The 19,157-nt window shown below is 68.2% G+C and carries 15 protein-coding genes and 2 pseudogenes; 7 read left to right on the top strand and 10 right to left on the bottom strand.

Features of this window, described 5'->3' with window-relative positions; translation table 11 throughout:
- A pseudogene (locus ABT367_RS18915) lies at positions 1-294 on the bottom strand (hypothetical protein); the annotation flags it as partial.
- Positions 295-549: 255 nt separating this feature from the next.
- Between ABT367_RS18915 and ABT367_RS18920 the strand changes: the two are divergent.
- The 3 genes from ABT367_RS18920 (at position 550) to ABT367_RS18930 (ending at position 3,338) form a co-directional block, all read left to right on the top strand.
- Positions 550-1,659, top strand: a complete 1,110-nt coding sequence (locus ABT367_RS18920) for a hypothetical protein (protein ID WP_352254225.1) — start codon at positions 550-552, stop codon at positions 1,657-1,659.
- Positions 1,660-1,929: 270 nt separating this feature from the next.
- Entirely contained in the window at positions 1,930-2,856 is a 927-nt protein-coding gene (locus tag ABT367_RS18925) for an alpha/beta fold hydrolase (RefSeq protein WP_352254226.1), read from the top strand.
- A 113-nt stretch (positions 2,857-2,969) separates the two neighbouring features.
- Complete coding sequence (locus ABT367_RS18930) at positions 2,970-3,338, top strand: hypothetical protein (protein WP_352254227.1); 369 nt, start codon at positions 2,970-2,972, stop codon at positions 3,336-3,338.
- A 74-nt stretch (positions 3,339-3,412) separates the two neighbouring features.
- Here the strand turns inward: ABT367_RS18930 and ABT367_RS18935 are convergent, their stop codons facing one another.
- From ABT367_RS18935 to ABT367_RS18945, 3 genes are all read right to left on the bottom strand, one after another.
- Positions 3,413-4,057, bottom strand: coding sequence for a hypothetical protein (locus ABT367_RS18935; protein WP_352254228.1), 645 nt, complete (start codon positions 4,055-4,057; stop codon positions 3,413-3,415).
- 218 nt (positions 4,058-4,275) lie between these two features.
- Entirely contained in the window at positions 4,276-4,530 is a 255-nt protein-coding gene (locus ABT367_RS18940) for a hypothetical protein (protein WP_352254229.1), read from the bottom strand.
- A 9-nt stretch (positions 4,531-4,539) separates the two neighbouring features.
- Entirely contained in the window at positions 4,540-8,889 is a 4,350-nt protein-coding gene (locus ABT367_RS18945; RefSeq protein ID WP_352254230.1) for a hypothetical protein, read from the bottom strand.
- Positions 8,890-9,513: 624 nt separating this feature from the next.
- Between ABT367_RS18945 and ABT367_RS18950 the strand changes: the two genes are divergently transcribed.
- Positions 9,514-9,939 (top strand): hypothetical protein, encoded by a 426-nt coding sequence (locus ABT367_RS18950; RefSeq protein WP_352254231.1) that lies wholly within the window; start codon positions 9,514-9,516, stop codon positions 9,937-9,939.
- Between the two features lie 360 nt (positions 9,940-10,299).
- Here ABT367_RS18950 and ABT367_RS18955 read toward each other — a convergent pair whose 3' ends face one another.
- The 6 genes from ABT367_RS18955 to ABT367_RS18980 form a co-directional block, all read right to left on the bottom strand.
- Positions 10,300-10,482, bottom strand: a complete 183-nt coding sequence (locus ABT367_RS18955; RefSeq protein WP_352254271.1) for a hypothetical protein — start codon at positions 10,480-10,482, stop codon at positions 10,300-10,302.
- Between the two features lie 93 nt (positions 10,483-10,575).
- Positions 10,576-10,944: a hypothetical protein gene (locus tag ABT367_RS18960; RefSeq protein ID WP_352254232.1), complete on the bottom strand. Its 369-nt coding sequence runs from the start codon at positions 10,942-10,944 to the stop codon at positions 10,576-10,578.
- Positions 10,945-11,405: 461 nt separating this feature from the next.
- On the bottom strand, positions 11,406-12,686 hold the full coding sequence (locus tag ABT367_RS18965) for an MFS transporter (RefSeq protein WP_352254233.1): 1,281 nt from the start codon (positions 12,684-12,686) through the stop codon (positions 11,406-11,408).
- Positions 12,683-12,847 carry a hypothetical protein gene (locus tag ABT367_RS18970; RefSeq protein WP_352254234.1) on the bottom strand — a complete coding sequence of 55 codons (165 nt, stop codon included), beginning with the start codon at positions 12,845-12,847 and terminating at the stop codon, positions 12,683-12,685. Before ABT367_RS18970 ends, ABT367_RS18965 begins: the two co-directional genes overlap by 4 nt.
- Complete coding sequence (locus tag ABT367_RS18975; protein WP_352254235.1) at positions 12,844-13,494, bottom strand: DUF1772 domain-containing protein; 651 nt, start codon at positions 13,492-13,494, stop codon at positions 12,844-12,846. Before ABT367_RS18975 ends, ABT367_RS18970 begins: the two co-directional genes overlap by 4 nt.
- Positions 13,491-14,354 carry an NAD(P)H-binding protein gene (locus ABT367_RS18980; RefSeq protein ID WP_352254236.1) on the bottom strand — a complete coding sequence of 288 codons (864 nt, stop codon included), beginning with the start codon at positions 14,352-14,354 and terminating at the stop codon, positions 13,491-13,493. The genes ABT367_RS18975 and ABT367_RS18980 overlap by 4 nt, the downstream gene beginning before the upstream one ends.
- Before the next feature lie 352 nt (positions 14,355-14,706).
- On the opposite strand from ABT367_RS18980, the gene ABT367_RS18985 reads away from it, so the two are divergent.
- The 3 genes and pseudogenes from ABT367_RS18985 to ABT367_RS18995 form a co-directional block, all read left to right on the top strand.
- Positions 14,707-17,439, top strand: a complete 2,733-nt coding sequence (locus tag ABT367_RS18985) for a helix-turn-helix transcriptional regulator (protein WP_352254237.1) — start codon at positions 14,707-14,709, stop codon at positions 17,437-17,439.
- Positions 17,440-17,551: 112 nt separating this feature from the next.
- On the top strand, positions 17,552-18,451 hold the full coding sequence (locus ABT367_RS18990) for an alpha/beta fold hydrolase (RefSeq protein WP_352254238.1): 900 nt from the start codon (positions 17,552-17,554) through the stop codon (positions 18,449-18,451).
- Positions 18,452-18,650: 199 nt separating this feature from the next.
- Positions 18,651-19,140: pseudogene (locus tag ABT367_RS18995) on the top strand (aminotransferase class I/II-fold pyridoxal phosphate-dependent enzyme); the annotation flags it as partial.
- Positions 19,141-19,157: the final 17 nt, after the last annotated feature.

The following is a 19,157-nucleotide window of genomic DNA, read 5'->3' on the forward strand; positions in this document are numbered from 1 at the left end:
TCCGCAATACAGAACACAGCGAGAGCCGCCCCGTCCAGCAGAACGAGCACGACCGCCAGGGCAATATCCGCGGACCACCACCACGCAGGCATGAGCGGTGTTGGAGCAGACGCCAACGTCGCGGTGGCCGCGTTCGTCGAGGGCATCGCGTACGGCGCGCACGGATCCGGTGAGCATCGCGGTCGGCGAGACCACATCGGCTCCCGCCTCGGCGTGCAGCAGCGCCATGCGGGCCATCAGGGACCAGGTCACGCACAAGTCGACCTTGTCGGCGGAGGTGTTAAGGGTGCATTCGCCGTTCGCGGTCTAGGAGCAGCCGCACATCTCGCTGTTGATGACCATCGGGGGTTCGGCCTGCTTGATGACGGTGATGGCCTGGATCATCAGGTTGTCCGGGACAAGCGTCCTGTTGCTTCAGAACTGAACGCGGTCGGCGCCCTCGACTGGTCTCGCGCCTGCGCAGTGGCCTGACCCGCCCCGCTGAAACATAACCGGGCTCCTGCCGCATCAGGGAAGTGACCATGTCATCACTTACGGACAAGGACCTCGATGCGTCGCCACCTGTCATACGCAGCCCTCGCCATGGCCGCCGGACTCACCTTCGTCTCCTTACTGGCCACGCCGGCCGCCGCCGAGCAGCAGTGGCGTGACATCAGCCCTCCTGGGGGTGAGGGCAGTGTGCTGGTGGACGTCGAGTCGGCCGGCGCCTCCACCTGGGCCGTGGGCAAACGGTTCGGCAGCCGTCTGGAGCCCGAGCGCCCCGTGGCGCTGCGCTGGACGGGCAAGGCCTGGCAGGAGCCGGCCCTTCCCGAGCAGTATGGTCCGCTCCTGGACGTCTCCGTCAGCGGGAGCGGGCAGGTGTGGGCAGCGGGCACCGCGGTCGATGTCACGGCCGACGGGCAGTCCCTTCGTGCCATGCTCCTGCGCTGGAAGGGCGGCGTCTGGCAGAAGACGGCACCCCCCGTCCCCGACACGGCCACGGACAGTTGGCTGGACGCGGTGGAGTCCACCGCCGACGGCCGCCTCTGGGCGTTCGGCGGGTACAAGGACGCGCAGGGCGCGGCCAGCGTCCTGTTCCACAGGGACACGGCGGGCGCCTGGACCACACTTCCGGCGAACACCGGCCTGAACTGGGTCGCCGGCCTGGAGGCTGCGCCGGACGGAACGCTGACCGCCACCGGCGACGGCGTGTCCCACTTCGACGGCCGTACGTGGGTCAAACAGCCCCTCCCCCACAGCGACATGATCCTCGACGGGCTCAACGTACGGTCCGCGAACGACATCTGGGCCGTGGGGTTCCGCCCGGACGAGACCCTGTGGCGGCGGCCGGCGATAGTGCACTTCGACGGCCGCTCGTGGCGAGAGATCCCAGCCCCACTCGAAACCGGCCAGCTCTACGACATCTCCTTCGACGGCTCCGGCCGCCCGGTGATCGTAGGCGAGACACAGGACACCGCAGTCAACGAGGACGGGAACTACATCCTCACCCGAAACCAACGCGGCGCCTTCACCCGCACAGAATCCCCTGCGGGCGCCGGCTACCTCTACGGCGCGGCCACGGACCAGGCTGGAAACATTGTGACGGTCGGCGGAGCAGCCGGCGCCGCGGACTCGATCTCCCCCGGCTCGTACGCGGGACTGCGCACCACACGCACCTGACCGCTTCGACCGTCTGACGAACGCCCCCGGTCGACAGCGCACGACGTTCATCGAAAGCCCGCCTTTGAACCGGCGTCGTCGCGCGGAGCTGCGGCCAGCGCGCGTCCGCGCTGGCCGCCCTGCTGCACCGCATCGCCGACGACGTCTAGGCGGTGTGGGAGGGGGCGTCTGAGGATTCCGAAACGTTGCCAGCTCGCCCGCTGGGAGCAGTCACGCTGTGCACATCGCGGGTTAGCGGCCCGGAAACGTCCACAGCCCAGGATCGGCGCTGTGGTCCAGTACCGAGAGGTGCACGGCTACCGGCGGGCCTACCGGATAGAGGGCGACGGACCGCCGCTGCTGCTCCTGCACGGAATCGCGGACAGCTCCGAGACCTGGTCGCAGGTGATGCCCGCGCTGGCCGAGCACTACACCGTCATCGCCCCCGATCTGCTCGGGCACGGCGAGTCCGCTCGGCCGCGGGCCGATTACGCCATTGCCGCGTACGCCTGCGGGATGCGGGATCTGCTGACAGTGCTCGGAGTGGACCGGGTCAGCGTTATCGGGCACTCACTGGGCGGCGGGGTGGCGATGCAGTTCGCCTACCAGTTCCCCGAGCGGTGCGAGCGGCTGGTGCTGGTCAGCAGTGCGGGCATGGGGCCGGAAGTGCATCCGATGTTCCGGCTGGCAGCGGGGCCAGGAGCGTTCGCCGCAATGTATCTGCTCACCTCGCCCCCGGCCCAGGCGGTGGCCGCGATCGCCGAGCCGGTCGTCCGGCTGGCCGGCGGCGGGGGCCTCGGCCCGGATCTGCCCTATGTCATGGACCGCTACCGGCGCTTCGCCGATGCCTCTGCCCGGCGCGCCTTCCTGCGCACGATCCGGGCGGCGGTGGGTCTGCGCGGCCAGCACATCACCATGCTCGACCGGGGCTACCTGGCGCGGCATCTGCCCACACTGATCATCTGGGGCGGGCGGGACCGCATCATCCCCGTGTCGCACGCGGCAGCAGCGCACGAGGCGCTGACCGACAGCCAGCTGGAGATCTTCGAGGCGGCCGGCCATTTCCCCCACCACCATGAGCCCGACCGGTTCGCCAAGATGGTGCTGGACTTCCTGCACACCACCGACCCTGCGGACTACGACCGCTCGGTATGGCGCGAAGAACTCCGCAACGGCCCCCCGCCGGCCACCGTGGAGGAACCGTCCAGCGGGAGCTGACAGCGTCGACGTCCCGCACTGCAGAGACCCGCCACCGATCGTGGTCGTGGGTCTGTGCCTGCTGATCCTGCTGGTGGTCTTCTGCTCCCTGGAAGGGAAACACGACTACACCGGTGAGGCTCCTGCTTGCGCTCCTGGTGACCGGGTGTGGTGAATCCCTCGGGACTGTCGCCGCTGACGGTGCGAGCCTCACCGTCAGCGGCGGTATCGCCGGCGTCCGGCGCGGCATAGAGGTCGGTCCGAACGGAGAGGTCTTCCTCACCAACCGCAAGGGCGAACTCGAGCAAGCCGACGCCCCAAAGCCGGCAGAGAAGAAGACACTGGATGCACTGCTCGACGCCGTCGAAGCCAGCCATCTGCGCGACGGCGATGCACTGCGCCTGCCAGGAGTCGAGTTCGTCAGACCCCGGATGGCGCACCGACTGGAGAGCACCCAGATCGGAGCTCTCCTGGAAGGGTTCGGCCTCCTTGACCACAGCTGAGCGCGCATTGGCGCGCCGAAGGTGCCGGTGTGGTCGAAGCACCCCGCCCCGATTCGCGCAGACTCACGCTGTGATCAACAGGTCTCGGAGACAGTGATGCCGGCCGGCTCGTCGGGGTTGAACTCGGACCCCGCCTTGGGCTGTTGCGCACAGACGGTGAGATTGGAGACGCGGGAGTGATCGAGCTCTCCTCGCTTGATGTCCTCGACCGTCAGACTGTCCCTGACGAAGCCAAGGAAGGAGAGGCTGTCGAGCGCGTCCGTGGCGCTTTTGCCGACCACATCAGGGACGGACGCCGGGTTGGCTCGCTGCCCGATGGTTTCAGGGCACTTCTCCCCTGCAGGCACAGCGTAAAGATCGATTCCAGCTATCGCCTTGGAATGCTGCGTGAAGCAGACTCGATACCTGTTCAGTTGCGTCGTGTCGATGTTCCGACGGGAGTCGGTACTGTCGCGGAGCGAGAAGGCAAGGTCGCTGGAAATAGCTGTTTCCACGGCCGCATCGAGTTTCTTCCCGACAAGGTTCGCCACTGGCTTCGGCGAGACTTTGGTGACGGAATCCGGCTGACTTCCGGACGTACAGGAAACTGCGGCCATGACGGTGATGCTTACGGCGAGCACCTGGCCCAGCGGGCGAAGTTGTGACATGAGATTCCTCTTGGCCGCCGCCCCCGACGCCTGCCCTCCAGACGTTCCGAAGGTGTTCCAGGCGGGCGTCACCGAAAACTTAACATCTCCTTATTTACTTATGCACGCATAGGATCGCCTCAACCTTTTGCGTATCACCTTGGATAAAACCACACACGACACGAGGCGGCCGAGAATGTCCCGGTTTGCGATCGTTAGTGCGTGACGGACTCGTCATGGATCGCTGAACAAAAGAGCATGCCGAAGGCCGGGTTGCGTATCGGAGATTACGCAACCCGGCCTCGGGTCCACTACTTCTTCTCGTGCCGCCCTGTCGCTTCGATCATGATCCGCGCAATAGCGGAGAGAACGCCCGGAACGATGATCCAGGTCGGCAGACCGTCATCCGACAGGCCCGCCACGAGGCCGCCGAGTATGGCGGATACGGAGAGGGCAAGGTGGATCAGGGCCCAGGTCAGTCCCAGGACCCTACGCGAGGGACACAGCCATGGGAGCGCACCCCAGGTCAGGGAGATGAGTGCCCACAAGGGGAGCAGTAGTGCCATGTTCCTTCCTCAGTCGCTGAATTCAGGGTCGGGCTTGAGTCCTGAATCCACGCAGAAGTGGCCGGACGGGTTCGCTTCCGGGGCATCCAGTTGGTCGAGTCCCCAGGGGTTGCCTCCCTGTCCGGAACCGGAGTTGCAGTCGCCGTAGGGCATCTCGGAGACGTCGGTCGTCGCAGCTTCGCTGAACTTGTTGAAGTTGCCGCTCACCACCGGCAGCGCGTTGCCGGAGAGATTTCCGTCCAGATCCATCGCCTTGTCGTTGTGGTAGAGGTACTGGCTGGGCATGAAGCTGGAGCGTAGGAGCGGACGGTTGCTGTTCTTGCGGATGGTGCCGTCCGTGCAGGACTGGAAATTGAGTTCCTGCCAGATGGGCGGTGCCGTGTTGTACAGGGATCCCGTCTTGCCCGGCTTGAAGAAGGCGTTGTAGATCTCACCGATCACGTCGGCGACCTTCAGGTTGAACCGGACGTCGTTGTGGGCCTTGTACTTCCAGTCGAAGGCGGCGTCGGTGGCGCTGCTCACTCCGAGCATCGGCCGGTAGCCGATGGAGCCCCCGGACGCGTGCAGGGCTGAAACACAGGTGCCGCTGCCGTCGGAGACCGGGTTGCCCTGGGCGTCGACGATGACGGGCTTCTTGCCCATCGACGCGTATTCACGGCCGGGCAGGATGCCCGTGGAGTTCGTATCCGTGGTGGTCACCGCGCCGTTGTGCTCGTTGAGGTCGGCAGCTTTGTAGTTGAGATCAGGTGCGGACAGGCCGTAGTCCTTCTGGATGGCGGCGAACGCCTCCATCACGAAGTCGGGCAGATGCGTGTCCGCGGTGCGGCTGTCGTACTCGGCGAATTCGCTTCCCTCGACGATTTTGCCGTCGCTGGTCTTCACATACGAGACGGTCGCCTTGTTGCGGATCTTGTAGGCGCTGTCGTCGGTGTCGAATCGCGAGGGCTTGCTGTCGCTGGTCGGCCGGTCGGTGTAGGGGTTGGAGTAGTGCATCCAGTTGGTGATGCCCTTGCCGTCCGGATGGTCGGCCGGGTCGGTGCCGGCTTCCTTGACGGCGTTGTGCCACTTGGTCATGGCTGCCTTGATCTCGGGCATGACGCAGTCCTGCTTGGGGGCCCCTTCACAGGTGGGTTCGGCCATCACGGCGCCGGAGGTCTTCATGCCCCAGTCGTAGAGCGCCTGGCGGCTCTTGAACGGGGTGTCGATCGCCTGGGCGCTGGCCGCCGCGTCGATGTTCTGGTCCTCGTCGAAGAAGGCGACCGCTTCGACGGTGTCCTCGACGTAGGTGCCCGAGATGGGGGCCACTGCGACGGCGTCGAAGGCGATGTCCTGATCACCGGTGCCGTCGGGGGTGATGGTGCTCAGACTGACCTTGGGAGCACCGTCGAAGAGGAACGCTCCGAGACTGACCCAACGGTTGCTGTCGCCCTTCTGCTTGATCGTGCGGTAGCGCTTGCCCTTCGCGGTGTCGATCTCGTAGCGCGCCTGGGTTGTATGGGCACCGTGGTCGGGCAGGTGCACATAGACCTTGGCCGGCCCGTTGACTGCCTTGTTCAGCGTCCAGGTGCCGGTGAACTTCAGCCGGTTTCCCTGGGAGTCGTTCTTGCGCGTGTGGCCGAAGTAGAAGTGCCCTCCGGCTCCTGCGCCGAGCTGGTGCAGGTCGACCTTCGCGGGCCAGCGAACGTAGCACAGGTCACATGCGGTTTCGCCCGGCCCGAAGTCGAAGCGGAAGGAGCCTTCGTTGGTCCAGGATTCGTTGCCGCATCGCGTCAGGGGGGTACCTGCGGGCACATCATCGATGATCATGGCGTTGCCCGGGAGACCGCTGTTCGGGGAGCAGTTGGGCGGGTAGGCGGTGCCGTCCGCTTCCTCGGCCCAGTCGGCGGGAAAACGGGTGAAGTCGTTACCGCACGAGTAGTCGCAATCGTCCTTCCACGTCACCGGCAGATGCCACCAGCACTTGAAGTCGGACAGTCGGCACGGGCCGGTTCCTGCGCTGTTGCTGGCGCTGTCGCTGATCCGAGCAGGGTCACAACTGTTGGCGGCGGTACAGAAGCTGTCCTCCGGCGGCTTGGCCTTGGCACGGTTTTGCACGGCGGATCCATCGACGGACGCGCCGCCTTCCGTGCCGTTCCACCATGCAGCACGGAACGCGGGGACGAGTTTGCCCGGGGCCTCGAGGAAGGACGGCGGGTGCGCGGCGAAGCCGAGCACCTTCTCCTGGTAGGGCCAGTCCTGCGGGTGGGCTGCGTCGGCGGCTTCCTCGTTGCCCGCGGAGTCCTCCATGAAGGGGGAACGGCCCGCGTCCCACTCGGGGTTGGCAGGGTTGTTGGCCCAACCGACACCCCAGGCGCTGCCGTCACCCTTGTTGGCGTAGAAGCCGGAGTTGTAGGCCCACAGAGCGAACGTCCAGTTCTCCAGCTTGGCGGGGTTGCCGTTGTTGATCTGCAGGCCGGCCTTCTTGGTCTCGTTCCACTTGGAGACCAGGATCTGCAGACCCGCCGCGACATTAGCGGTGTAGTCGAGGGCGACCGCACGCTGCTTGTCGTACGGCCAGGCCGCGCCGCCGTGGCCGTCTTCACGGCCGGCCATCCGCATGTGGTCGGTGACCTGGGTGATGCCGTAACCGCAGTCGGCCTCGGCCCAGTCGATGTCCCACTCGTTGGAGGTATCGCCGTCGTAGTAGTCGATGCCGTAGTAGTTACCGATCAGCGGGTTGCCGGTCACGCCCGGGACCGCGACACGGGATGCCTGCCACATGTTCGACTCCTGCGCGGTGACGCCCAGCATCACCTGCGCCGGCACGCTGCCGCCGCCCTCCAAAGCGGGGGCGGGGAACAGGCTCTGCGGCTGGTAGGCCGGCATGCCCAGGCTCTTCCAGTTCGCCGGCCGGTTCACATGCGCGTTCAGGTTCCCGCGGATGGCCTGGTTGACCGCCCACTCCACCTGGCGCGGCTTGGGCTGCATCGCCTGATTTCGCGGGTCGTTGCGCGGCACCGAGCACACCCGCTCGTTCTCCACGATCTCGTTGCGGTCCCCGACCGCCATGGTGCTCACACCGCTCTTCGCGGTGGCACCAGAAACGTCGCCCTTGGGTGCGGCGAGTGCCGGCGTGCGCTGCTTGCCCTCACCGATCGCGGGACTGGTCCGCTTGCCCGGCTCGACGGTGAAAACAGCCTTCTCACCACTGTCCACCGCCGTCAGTTTCACGTTCACCGGACGCGGCGCATCCGGGTCGGCCGCGCGGATCAACGCACCTTGCCCATCAGTCCACTCGGTGCCGGTCACCAGCGCCTCACCGCGGGTGGAGACCTGGGTGCCCTTGGGCACTCCCTCGAGGAGACGTACCGCAGAGGGCAGCTTCCGGTCCTTGGTCTTCGTCGCCTTGCCCGTCACGTAGACCTTGCCTGCACTACGGACGAGGGCAGTCTCGGTCAGCGGACCTTCCGCGAGGACCGCCGCCTTGGTGATCTTGGCGTTGGGCTTGGCGATCTGCCCTGCCGTGAGGTGCTTGACCCGGGTCCCGCCATTCGCATGCTCTGCGGTCTTAGCCTTGCCGGTGGCCACGGTGCGTTCGCGATCGAGGAAGGCCAGTCCACCGTCAGCATCCGGTACGAGGCGGTAGGGCACCGCATCAGTGTCGAGCAGCGGAGTCTTGTTGCCCTGGGTATCGATCTTGACGATGCGCGCACCATTCGCGCCGACGATCGAGCCGTCCTCGGTCACGACCGAGGACGTCACCTGCCCCTTGGTCTCAATGCCCTTGGACAGCCTGGCGGTCGTAGCGTCCAGCGTGAACAGCCGTGTGGCGCTCTTGTCCTCACCACCGGACTGCGTCAGCACCGCGCTCTCCCCGACACCGCAGCCGGGGTTGTAGTACGAGAGCGAAGCCTGGAGCTTCAGCTTCGTGACCTCACCGGTGGTCAGATCGACGACGGCGGTGAACGCACCGCGTGCCATCAGGTCCGCTTTGTTGGTGAAGGTGCGCGGCGCGTACACGACGACGGCGCGCTTGCCTGACGCGGTGACGCAGGCGTTGCCGATCCAGGCGTCCGTATCGAAGCCCGGCTCGGACAGGGATGCGGTAGTCCGCCACTGATAGCCATCGCTCTCACGCGCGGTCAGCAGATGGAAACCGTTGATGTCACTGCTCGTGGTCCAGGCGACGTCACCGGACTTCTTGTAGTCCTCGCCGAGCACCGCCGCACGCTTGTCGGACGGCACGGCGTCCTTCTCGGTTGTGGCCGGCACCGACTGCACGGACGGTGTTTTGCCGACCGTGTCCTCGGCCCAGGCCGAGGACTGGGCCACGCCTGCGAGCACCGAACCAGCAGCCAAAGCCGCTACAGGCGCACGCATTCTTCTTTTCCTCAAGGAACCCTCTATTTCACTCGCGGGCGCGTGAAAGCACAACGCATGCAGGGGAATCGCAAAATGCGTCAGCGCTGCGCGCGGCTCAGCAATAGAAGGCGGCGCGCGGCCCCCGCACCTGCTTGGCGAAGGCGCATCGCACACCGAGCAGAACTGACTTACTGATGAATCCGAATCATGGCCGGACTGCGAACTATTAGACCACCACGACATCGGCTCAAGTCCGACATTTATCACTATCACTACTGGTTACGAATGCGCATCGAACTTTCACTGGAGCACTCGTCGCGCGAAAAGGGGGGCACCTCAATCAACCTGCACCGAGCGGCTTGGGTGCGATCATCAATGCAGGTCAACAAGGTTTCGACGCTTTCGTCTGAACGCACGAACCAACGACGCTCAGGGCTTGACCTTCCTCCAGGCAACCACTTTGCGGGTATTAATTTGTGGGCCATGGGGGCGTCTGAACCAAAACGGACGAAATGGCATCGGAGCCGCCCCAATTTCAGGTGCCTGTGATTCAGGCAACTCGACCCAAGGATTCGATTGCTTTTCTTGAATTCTTTGCCCAATATGACTGCCAGTTCTGCCCGATACGACAGTTTGGCAATCATGAACCGCACGATCCGACTGGCTCTGGCCGCCCTCAGCGCCGTCTTCCTCACTCTCTTCGTTTCCGGACCCGCCTCCGCCGCCGATATCACGGCCTATGCAGGAGCGGACTGGAACGAAACCCCGAAGGCGACGAACGGCGGCAAGGCCACGTTCAAGGCGTACGGGGAGCACCTGCTGGTCACCGACCTGGAGAAGGACGGTCACTCCACCATCGGCCTCATCTCCATCGGGTGTGACTCCCCGTCGTGCAACTACTACTACTGGAACCGGGATGGGCAGGGCACCACACGCGACGTGGATCTCAGCCTCGGTGAAGGAACGCACATCGGCCTGAAGGCATGCATCGGCGACTGGAAGGGCTCTGCCACCGGCGGAATCATGTGGGACAAGTGCTCGAGCACGTGGAAGGAGACCTCCGCGTAAGCTCGCCTACGCGACGGTCCGTCGATCGGCTCGACGGACCGTCACACATCGGCATCTGGACCGTGGAGCTTGCGGAAACATCGCAAGGAGACCCTTCCCCTGCCGGGAACAGGAATCCTCCCTGGTTGCAGTCCTCACCACCGGGTTGGCCAGCGTGTCGAGCTGGACGAGCAACGGACCGACACGCAGGTCAAGGACGTCGGCCGGGATCTACTTCGCGAGGGGCCGCGGGCGGGGACCACACTGAATCCCCATCTGGGCAGCGCCAGCGCCCGCCCCGCCCCGACTGAGGTTTCGGCTGAGCCAAAGACCACCGCGAGGTCCCGGTCCCGCCTGGTTGGCGCCCGTGTGCTGTCACCGCTACGGCCGGCCGCTGCTCTGATCTGCGCCCAGCGTGTCCGGGGTGAGGTCGAAGCGCTCGGCGATCCAGGCCGCGCGTTCGCGCAGCCACCACAGCGCGGGCGGCAGGCTCGGTGCCCGATCGGTACCCAGCGGAACGCCGACCAGCCGGCGCCGCATACGCCGTATCCGGTTGCCTCGCATAGGAATTCCTCGTGCACGCCGCCCCCATCTGCAGTCCGTCCCGGACGGCCGGCGCGTAAACGTGTGTCGCGCGCAAGTGCAGGCGGGACCGGTTCACGGGCGTCCACGAGCGCGGCCGCACAACGGGCCGGGCTCCAGGTACAAGCCGGCTGCGTCGAGGACAGCGCCGTCGAGGCGGGTTGCCCGTAGGACAGGGGAACAGGCGAAGTCGGGGGCGATCCCTCCCCAGGAGAGGACGGCGTGGTAGCCATCGGCGCCGCTGATCGCGAGCAGGTAGCGGGAGCGGTCCTTGCGGCGCTTCGGGTCGAAGCCGGGACGGGCCGCGCGTATGACGTAGTAGAGCAAGGGGCCTTCGAAGCGGCGGTGTTGAGGCCCGCTCGCACAGTCAAAGGTGACGTCGGCCCGGTGCTGCTGCCAATTGTCGCGCAGTCGGCGACAGCTGCGCAGGTTCGTGATCGGCAACAGCGACCCACCCAACAGATGCAGGACTATCTGCGTCGGCGCAAGGACCACCGTCGCCACCCGGCCGTGCTGGAAGCACAGCGCCGCGAACGCGCCCGCATCTGCAGGGGCCGCTCCCTATGGTCAACGCCTGCTCGGATCAACTCAATTGCCACAGAAGCACCGTGTGCCCGTGCCGATATCACGTGAAAGCGGGAAAGTGCCGACCGTGACCCCGGCCGGGCAGCTGCGGCAGGACGAGAGCTACCAGGTACCCGTCCTGAGTTTGATTCTTCTTTGACCTTGATCCTGCTTTCTGCGGAGATGTTCCGTTCGGGTTTTGATGCGGTTCACGGTCTGGCCGGGCCCCTGGCGTGGGGCTGGCCTGCAGTTCTTTGATCCAAGAGACAGCGCCGAGGGACAAGCATTCTGGGCGAATCATCGGAACCAAGGCCTGTGCCTGATCCAGCCTTCGGCAGAGGTCACAACAAGTCGGGTGCACTCTTGTGGGCGGGATCCTTCGGATCGCCCGTCGAGGCAGCCGTGCGCAGCGCCTCCTCGACGCGGCGGTTGCTGGTCATGGATGCCGTGATGGCGGTCATCGCGAGGAGGAGGCCGGCGGCCGAATACAGCGGGGTGCGTACGTCGTACGTGGTGGCCAGCCAGCCGCCGATCAACGCGCCGAAGGGGGCGGCGCACATGGCGAGCATCCGGGAGGTGGAGGCGACGCGCCCCATCAGGTGGGCCGGGACGACCGCTTGCCGCAGGGACGGGGCGAGCACCATCGTCGCGCCCATGCCCGCTCCGCAGACGGCGAGCGCGAGGCCGGCGACGTACGGGTCCGAGGCGGTGGCAAGGCCCAGAACGGCGAGTCCTTCGACCGCGGCCGTGCAGGTCAGCGCGGTGCCGGTGCCAAGGCGCCGGCCGAGGAAGGAGGCGATGCCCGCACCGAGCAGACCACCGGTCGCCTCCGCCGTGAGGAGCAGGCCGAAGCCGTACGTGTCGATGCCGAGGCGCTCCTTCGCGAAGAGGGCGAGGACCGTCTCCACCGCGAGGAAGGCGACGTTCCCGACCGCCGGGCGCAGTGCGAGCCCGAGCAGCAGGCGATCCCGGAAGACATACGAGGCGCCGGCCCGCGCCTGCCGCAGCAGCGATTCGCCGGCCTGCGGTACGGGACGGGGTGCGGCGGGCAGCGACCGTACGAGCACGGCGGAGAGCGCGAACGACATCGCGTCGGCGAGCAGCGGAACCGCCCGGCCGAGCGCCAGCAGTGCGCTGCCCGCGGGTGGCCCGACGAAGCCGGACATGGCGGTCTGGGCGCCGCGCAGACGGGAGTTGGCGCGCTCGAGGAGTGCGGGGGCGCGGCCCAGCAGATCCGGCAGGTAGGCCGTGGCGGCCGTGTCGAAGAAGAGTCCGCCGAGGCCGAGGAGGAAGGCCACAGCCGCGAGCAAGGGGATGCTCAGCAGGTCGAGCACGGCCGCCCCCGCCGGTATCGCGAGCAGCACCGCACGCGCCGCGTCCGCGATCCACATCGTGCGCCGCCGGTCCCAGCGGTCCACCAGCGCACCACCGAGCACGCCGAAAAGCAGCCAGGGCAGCGTGCCGGCGGCTGTGACGACGGCGAGCGCCATCGGATCCCGCGTCAGCGACAGCGCGAGCAGCGGCAGCGCGGCATGCGACACCCCGTCGCCGAGCGAGGAGATCGTCTGCGCCGTCCACAAGCGGCCGAATCCGGTCGGCAACTCCCGCATGTCTGAAGTCACTTGATCTCTCCATAGATCTGCCGGCCGCGTGCCGGACGGTACGAGGATCGCCGCGCGAAGACGAGTGAGGCGTCCTGGAGCGACGGGTCGGACACCTCCGGCCACTTGCCCGCCAATGCCCGCAGCCGCGCCACGAGTTCGGTGATCTGCGTGATCGTCACGGGATCGAAGCGGGGGTGGGGATGTGGTCAGGTTGCTGATCGGGGTGGCTGTTGTACGGGGTCCGGCCTCCGTGCTGGTACGCGGTGGGCATCGGGTCGCTGTTCTGGAAAGTCGGCCCCGCAGCCGAGTTCGCGCTCTTGCCCTCGTTCGGACGGTGCGCGCCGTACACGACAAGAGCCCAGGCCAGGCAGGCGAACGCGGCGGTGTGCAGCAGGGCCCGGGTGATGTTCCAGGTGACCCACGTGCTCTCGAAGTGATCGCGGGCGGTGCCCAAGTGCTTGATGTGGTCGACGTCGCCGGCCTTGGCGAGCTGGTCGTTGAGAGGGACGTTGACGCCGCTGGTGACCATGAATGCGATCAGGTAGAGGACGAGGGCGGCGATCAGCCAGGGCAGCGCGGGCCGGCCCTGTCCACGCCGGGCCAGGAACACCGCCAGCGCGAGGAGCGGGATGGAGCCCATGAACGGCAGCATGAAGACCGGGTTGAGGATCGCCTCGTTGATGCCCTGCACGGTTTCGACGAAGGTGCGGTCGGAGGATCGCTTGAGGCCGGGCATGACGGCGTAGGCGAAGCCGGCGAACAGCCCGGCCATGAGGCCGGTGGAGATGACTGCGGCCAGCAGGGTGGCGGCCTGGAGGTGTTTCATACTGCTCCCTTCTGTGCCCAGATGCCGGTGGTGGCGGTATCGCGGGCATAGTCGGAGAAGTCACGGGCAGGGCGGCCAAGGACCTGCTGCACGCCGTCGCCCAGGCGCGAGTTGCGGCCGTCCAGCACGGTGGTGAACAGGTAGAGCATCAGCTCGACGACCTCGCCCGGCACGCCATCGGCGGCCAGCGCGGCGGCGTAGTCACCGGCCAGAACCGGGACGAAGGAGATCGTCCGCCCGGCCGCGGCACCGATCTCGGCGACCGCGTCGGCCATCGTGAGCAGGCGGGGGCCGGTCAGGTCATAGATCTGTCCCGAGTGGCCGTCGCGGGTGAGCGTGGCAGCGGCGACGTCTGCGATGTCGTCGGCGTCGACGAACGGTTCGGGCACGTCACCGGCCGGCAGCACCACCTCGCCGGCCTGCACCGGCTCAAGGAGGTAGTTCTCACTGAAGTTCTGGGAGAACCAGGCAGCCCGCAGGATCGTCCAGTCGGCGCCCGATGCCTGCAGCAGTTTCTCGGCGGCCTCCGCCTCGGGTTCGCCGCGCCCCGACAGCATCACAAGGCGCCGGGCCCCCGACCGCACGGCCAGGTCGGCGAACGCGCCGACCGCCTCAGGTGCTCCCGGCGTCGCCAGGTCGGGGTAATAGGTGACGTACACCGCGGCGGCATCGGTGAGCGCGGGACCCCAGGTGGACCGATCGGCCCAGTCGAACGGAGGGTCGACCGACCGGGACCCGACGCGTACGGGCCGGCCGAGTTCGCGCAGCCGGGTCACCACCCGGCTTCCGGTCTTGCCGGTGCCGCCCAGAACCAGCGTGATGGCCTGGCCGGCTTCAACGTGGCAGAAATGGTCTCGCATCGTAAATCTCCCTGCTTGCCGATGTGGCTGATCAATGACGATTGCTGTTGTGCATGATGGATGACGAGGTGAGAGGACGTGCTGCGCTCAGCACCTCGAACCGGGCTCGGACAACGGCCTGCGGCGCGGGACCGAACGCGGCGTGAGCGTCGGGTAGGTGACTCGGATGCGGGGCTCCTCCTCACTGGCCCTGACGTTGGTCCGTGCCCCGACGAGTGAGAGCTTGGCCGGGCGCGGCGCCGCTGCCATCCGTAGGACCACTGGGCCTCACTGGGTCCAGTGGTCCTGCACGAGCCCAGTGGCCGACACAGATCACCCTTGACGCCCGCGTGGCCTGCGGCAGAATCGGCGCATGCTGTACGGGCGCGGGGCCGAACGGTCGGCGATCGACGAGGTGGTCGACGCGGCCCGGAAGGGGACGAGCCGGGTGCTCGTCCTGCGCGGCGAGCCCGGGGCGGGCAAGTCCGCGCTGCTCGACCACGCGGCCGCGACGGCCCCGATGCGGGTGCTGCGGGCGACCGGCGCGGAGCCGGAGGCCGATCTCGCCTTCGCGGCCCTGCATCAACTCCTGCTCCCGGTGACGGATCTGCTTGACGCGTTGCCCGCACCGCAGCGCGATGCCGTGCGGGGTGCGCTCGGCCTGGCGGCGCCGCCCACCGAGGACGGCCGGTTCCTGGTGTCGGCCGGTGTCCTGTCCCTGCTCGCCGAGGCGGCCGCGGACGGCGGGTTGCTGTGTCTCATCGACGACTTCCAGTGGTTCGACCGGGCATCAGCGGACGCGGTCCTTTTCGCGGCCCGGCGGCTGCGCAACGAAGGCGTGGCCGCGCTCATCGCAGTACGTGACGGCGCAGGTGCGGCCGTACGCGACCTCCCGCACATGCGCGTCGCAGGACTTGACGACCAGAGCGCGTCGGAACTGCTCGCCGAGCGCGCCGCGACCGCACCCTCGGTGAGCGCACGCCTGATCGCCCTGACCGGTGGCAACCCGCTGGCTCTGAGCGAGGTGGCCCAGATACTCACCGCCGACCAGCTCGCCGGGCGGGCCCAGCTTCCCGAGCCGCTGCCGGTCGGTGCCCGGATCGGCGACCTGTTCGGCAGGCAGGTGGCCGAACTGCCCGATCCGACGCGGCAGGTGCTGCTCGTCGCCGCCGCCGAAGGGCTCGGCGCGCTCGGTCTTGTGCTCGACGCGGCGCAGCGTCCCGGCGCGGCGGCGGTGGCCGATGCCGCGGGTGCGCTGGAGCCTGCCGAGGCTGCGGGGCTAATCGCCGTCGATGGTCCTTCCCTGCGCTTCCGTCACCCCCTGATCCGTTCGGCGGTGTACGCGGCGGCGGGATCGGCACGGCGGCGTGCCGCGCATACCGCCCTCGCGGCAGCGCTGGAGGACACCGCCGGCGATCCCGACCGGCGGGCCTGGCACCTGGCGGCCGCGTCGGTCGGGCGGGACGCCGATGTCGCCGACCAGCTCGCCGCCTCAGCCGAACGGGCGCGGGCCCGGGGCGGATACGCCGACGCCGCCGCCGCGCTGGCGCGTTCGGCGGAGCTCACGCCCGAGAAGTCCCTACAGGCCCGGCGGTTCACCGACGCGGCGACGGCGGCCTGGCTCGGCGGGCTGCCCGGCCGGGCCAAGACCTGCCTCGCCACGGCACGCGAGCTGACCGACGACCCGCGGCTGCTTGCCGAACTGGCCCAGCTGCACGGCCGCTTCGAGCTGAACTCGGGCGACGCCGCCGAGGCGCAGCGGGTGTTCCTCGAAGGGGCCACGCGAGCGATGGACGCCGCACCCGGTCGGGCCCTGGAGATGCTGGGGGACGCCGTAGAGGCCGCGAGCAACGTCGGCGACGATGCCGCCATCGTGGCAATGGCCCGCCAGGCGGAAACCCTCGTCGGCGGCGATCCGTTCCTGCGCGCCGTCCTCAGCGGCATGGGCGCGATGCTCGCGGGCGACGTCGAGCGCGGCACCCCCATCCTGCGGGGCGTGTTGTCGCGAGCCGACGGCTCCGAGCAGGCCAACGAACTGTGGTGGGCCTCCGCCGCGGCCGGCCTCCTGGGCGAGATGGACACCTCGACCGACGCCATCATCCGCGCCGGACGCGTCGCCCGCGGCTCCGGAATGACCGGCCGGCTGCCGGGTGTCCTGGAGTTCGTGGCCCGGGCCGAACGGATCAAGGGCCGGCTGGCCCTCAGCACGGCCATCACCGAGGAGGGGCTCGCCCTCGCACGCGAGGCGGGCTACACCAACTCCGTGGCCGCGCACCTGGCGAACCTCGCGGCGATCACGGCCGTCCAGGGCCGCGAGGACGACTGCGAGCGGTACGCGCGGGACGCCCTCGCCATCGCCATCCCGCACCGGCTCGGGCTGCGGGCGAGCATCGCCTCCTATGCCCTGGCACTCCTCGACCTGACCTTGGGCCGCTTCACAGCCGCCCATGCCCGCTTCGAGTCGCTCGCCACCGCCGGACCCGGCATCGGTCACCCGATCACCGCCAGGCGTTCCACACCCGACCGGATCGAGGCCGCCGTCGCGTGCGGCGAGCTGTACACCGCCCGGTCCGCCCTGGAGTCGTACGAGCGCTGGGCGGCTCACGCCCGCGCCCCGCAGTCACAGGCGCTGCTCGCCCGCTCCCGCGCCCTCGTGAGCGCAGACGACGCCGAGGCGGTCGCGCTCTACGAGAAGGCGCTACGCCTGCACGACGGCGGTTCACCCTTCGACGAGGCCCGCACATCCCTCCTCTACGGCGAGCGACTGCGCCGGATCCACCGCGGTGGCGACGCTCGGCTCCCGCTGCGTTCCGCCCTGGAGACGTTCCAGCGGATCGGCGCCGGGCCATGGGCCCAGCGCGCGCTGGGCGAACTGCGCGCCGCCGGGGAGTCGGTGACCAGACCCGAGTCCGACGCCCTGAGCACCCTCACCCCGCAGGAACTGCGCATCGCCCGCCTGGTCGCCGAGGGCATGTCCAACAAGGAGATCGCGGGTCGGCTCTTCCTCAGCCCCCGCACGGTCGAATACCACCTCTACAAGGTCTATCCCAAGCTCTCCGTCAGCTCCCGCACCGAGCTGTCCCGCCTGGTCAACACCTCCCCGTGAGGCAACCCCCGTACCGGCCCATCGGACCCCAGTAGTCCTACGGATGGCATCGGAGGCAGAACGGGCCAGACTCCTCGTCACCCGTACGGAACATTCTGAACTGGAGCCGCACATGACTGCCCAACGCATGATCGCCCATGGGAACGTCGGGCTGTGGAGCGAGGAGTTCGGCGACACCGCCCACCCGCCGGTGCTGCTGGTGATGGGGTCGATGTCGCAGGGCGTGCTCTGGCCGGACGAGCTCGTCGGGCGGCTGGCCGCGGCGGGACGCCGGGTGATCCGGTACGACCACCGGGACACCGGCAGGTCGAGCGTGGTCGACTTCGAGAGCGGCCCGTACACCTGGGCCGACCTCAAGGACGACCTGCTCGCCGTCCTGGACGGTTACGGGATCGTCCGCGCCCACATCGTGGGGCACTCGGCCGGCGGGCTGCTCGCACAGTGGGTGGCGGCCGAGCACCCGGAGCGGCTGCTGACCCTGACGGTGATCGGGTCCTCCCCGCTGGGCGCGGGCGAGGGGCGGACCCTCGTACGGGCCCTGACGGGGCAGGAACCGGACGAGCACGACCTGCCCTACCCGACTGCCGAGGCCATTGAGTTCTTCACCGATGCGGCGGCCGACCCGCCCGGTCCGGACCGGCGGTCGCAGATCGATTTCGCGATCGGGCTCGGCCGGGTCGCGCACGGGACGGGCCTGCCGTTTGACGAGGACGAACAGCGCCGGCTGGAGGAGCGGCTGTACGACCGGGCCCGGCAGCCCGGTTCGCAGGCCGGTCACCAGCGCGCCCACGCCGCAGATCCCGGGGCCGAGCCGGTGGGGGTCCTGGGGAAGATCACCGCTCCGACCCTGGCCGTGGAGAGCACGTACGAGCCGTACAAGCCCGGTCACTCCGCGCTCATCGCCGACGCGATCCCCGGGGCCTCGATCCTGACCATCGAGGGCATGGGGCACACGTTCCCGCCCGAGGTTCACAAGCTGCTGGCGGACGCCATCATCGCCCACACACAGTGACCGACCGCCGCGCTCATCGGATGCCGGAGGCCACCGGATTGATGCTGCTTCTGGGACCTGCGCCAGATCGGCCTTCGCGCGTCCGCCAGGATGGTCCCGGGGCGATCCGCGTCACGCACGAGGAGATGGTGGGGATGTGGGCGACAGGCCACTGCTGAACCGCAGGCTGGACGGCTTCGGTACGACGATCTTCGCGGAGATGTCGGCGCTGGCAGTGAAGACCGGGGCGATCAACCTGGGCCAGGGCTTCCCCGACACCGACGGCCCCGACGTCGTACCCGAGCCGGCAGTCCGCGCGCTGCGCGACGGACGCGGCAACCAGTACCCACCCGGCTCCGGCATCCCCGAACTGCGCACGGCCATCGCCGAACACCAGCAGCGCTTCTACGACCTGACCTTCGACCCCGACACCGAGGTCCTGGTCACCGCCGCTCGAACCCGGCGACGAGGTCATTGCCTTCGAGTCGAACTACGACTCCTACGCAGCCACCATCGCCATGGCCGGCCGGAAGCGCGTGCCCCTCACGCTCCGCGCTCCCGACTCCCGCCCGGACGTCGACGCGCTTCGGGACGCGGTGACCGACCGCACCCGCCTGCTGCTGCTCAACTCCCCGCACAACCCGACAGGCATGGTGCTCACCCGCGACGAACTGACGGCCATCGCCGAGCTCGCGGTCGAGCGAGGCATGTGTTTTCGCGCTGCCAA

This window comes from Streptomyces mesophilus (assembly GCF_040300965.1).
Taxonomy (GTDB): Bacteria; Actinomycetota; Actinomycetes; order Streptomycetales; family Streptomycetaceae; genus Streptomyces; species Streptomyces mesophilus_A.

Excerpts from the sequence above, each read along its gene's own strand:
- ABT367_RS18920 (WP_352254225.1), top strand. The coding sequence starts at position 550 with ATGCGTCGCCACCTGTCATACGCAGCCCTCGCCATGGCCGCCGGACTC.
- ABT367_RS18940 (WP_352254229.1), bottom strand. The coding sequence starts at position 4,530 with ATGGCACTACTGCTCCCCTTGTGGGCACTCATCTCCCTGACCTGGGGT.
- ABT367_RS18945 (WP_352254230.1), bottom strand. The coding sequence starts at position 8,889 with ATGCGTGCGCCTGTAGCGGCTTTGGCTGCTGGTTCGGTGCTCGCAGGC.
- ABT367_RS18950 (WP_352254231.1), top strand. The coding sequence starts at position 9,514 with ATGAACCGCACGATCCGACTGGCTCTGGCCGCCCTCAGCGCCGTCTTC.
- ABT367_RS18955 (WP_352254271.1), bottom strand. The coding sequence starts at position 10,482 with ATGCGAGGCAACCGGATACGGCGTATGCGGCGCCGGCTGGTCGGCGTT.
- ABT367_RS18975 (WP_352254235.1), bottom strand. The coding sequence starts at position 13,494 with ATGAAACACCTCCAGGCCGCCACCCTGCTGGCCGCAGTCATCTCCACC.
- ABT367_RS18980 (WP_352254236.1), bottom strand. The coding sequence starts at position 14,354 with ATGCGAGACCATTTCTGCCACGTTGAAGCCGGCCAGGCCATCACGCTG.
- ABT367_RS18985 (WP_352254237.1), top strand. The coding sequence starts at position 14,707 with ATGCTGTACGGGCGCGGGGCCGAACGGTCGGCGATCGACGAGGTGGTC.
- ABT367_RS18990 (WP_352254238.1), top strand. The coding sequence starts at position 17,552 with ATGACTGCCCAACGCATGATCGCCCATGGGAACGTCGGGCTGTGGAGC.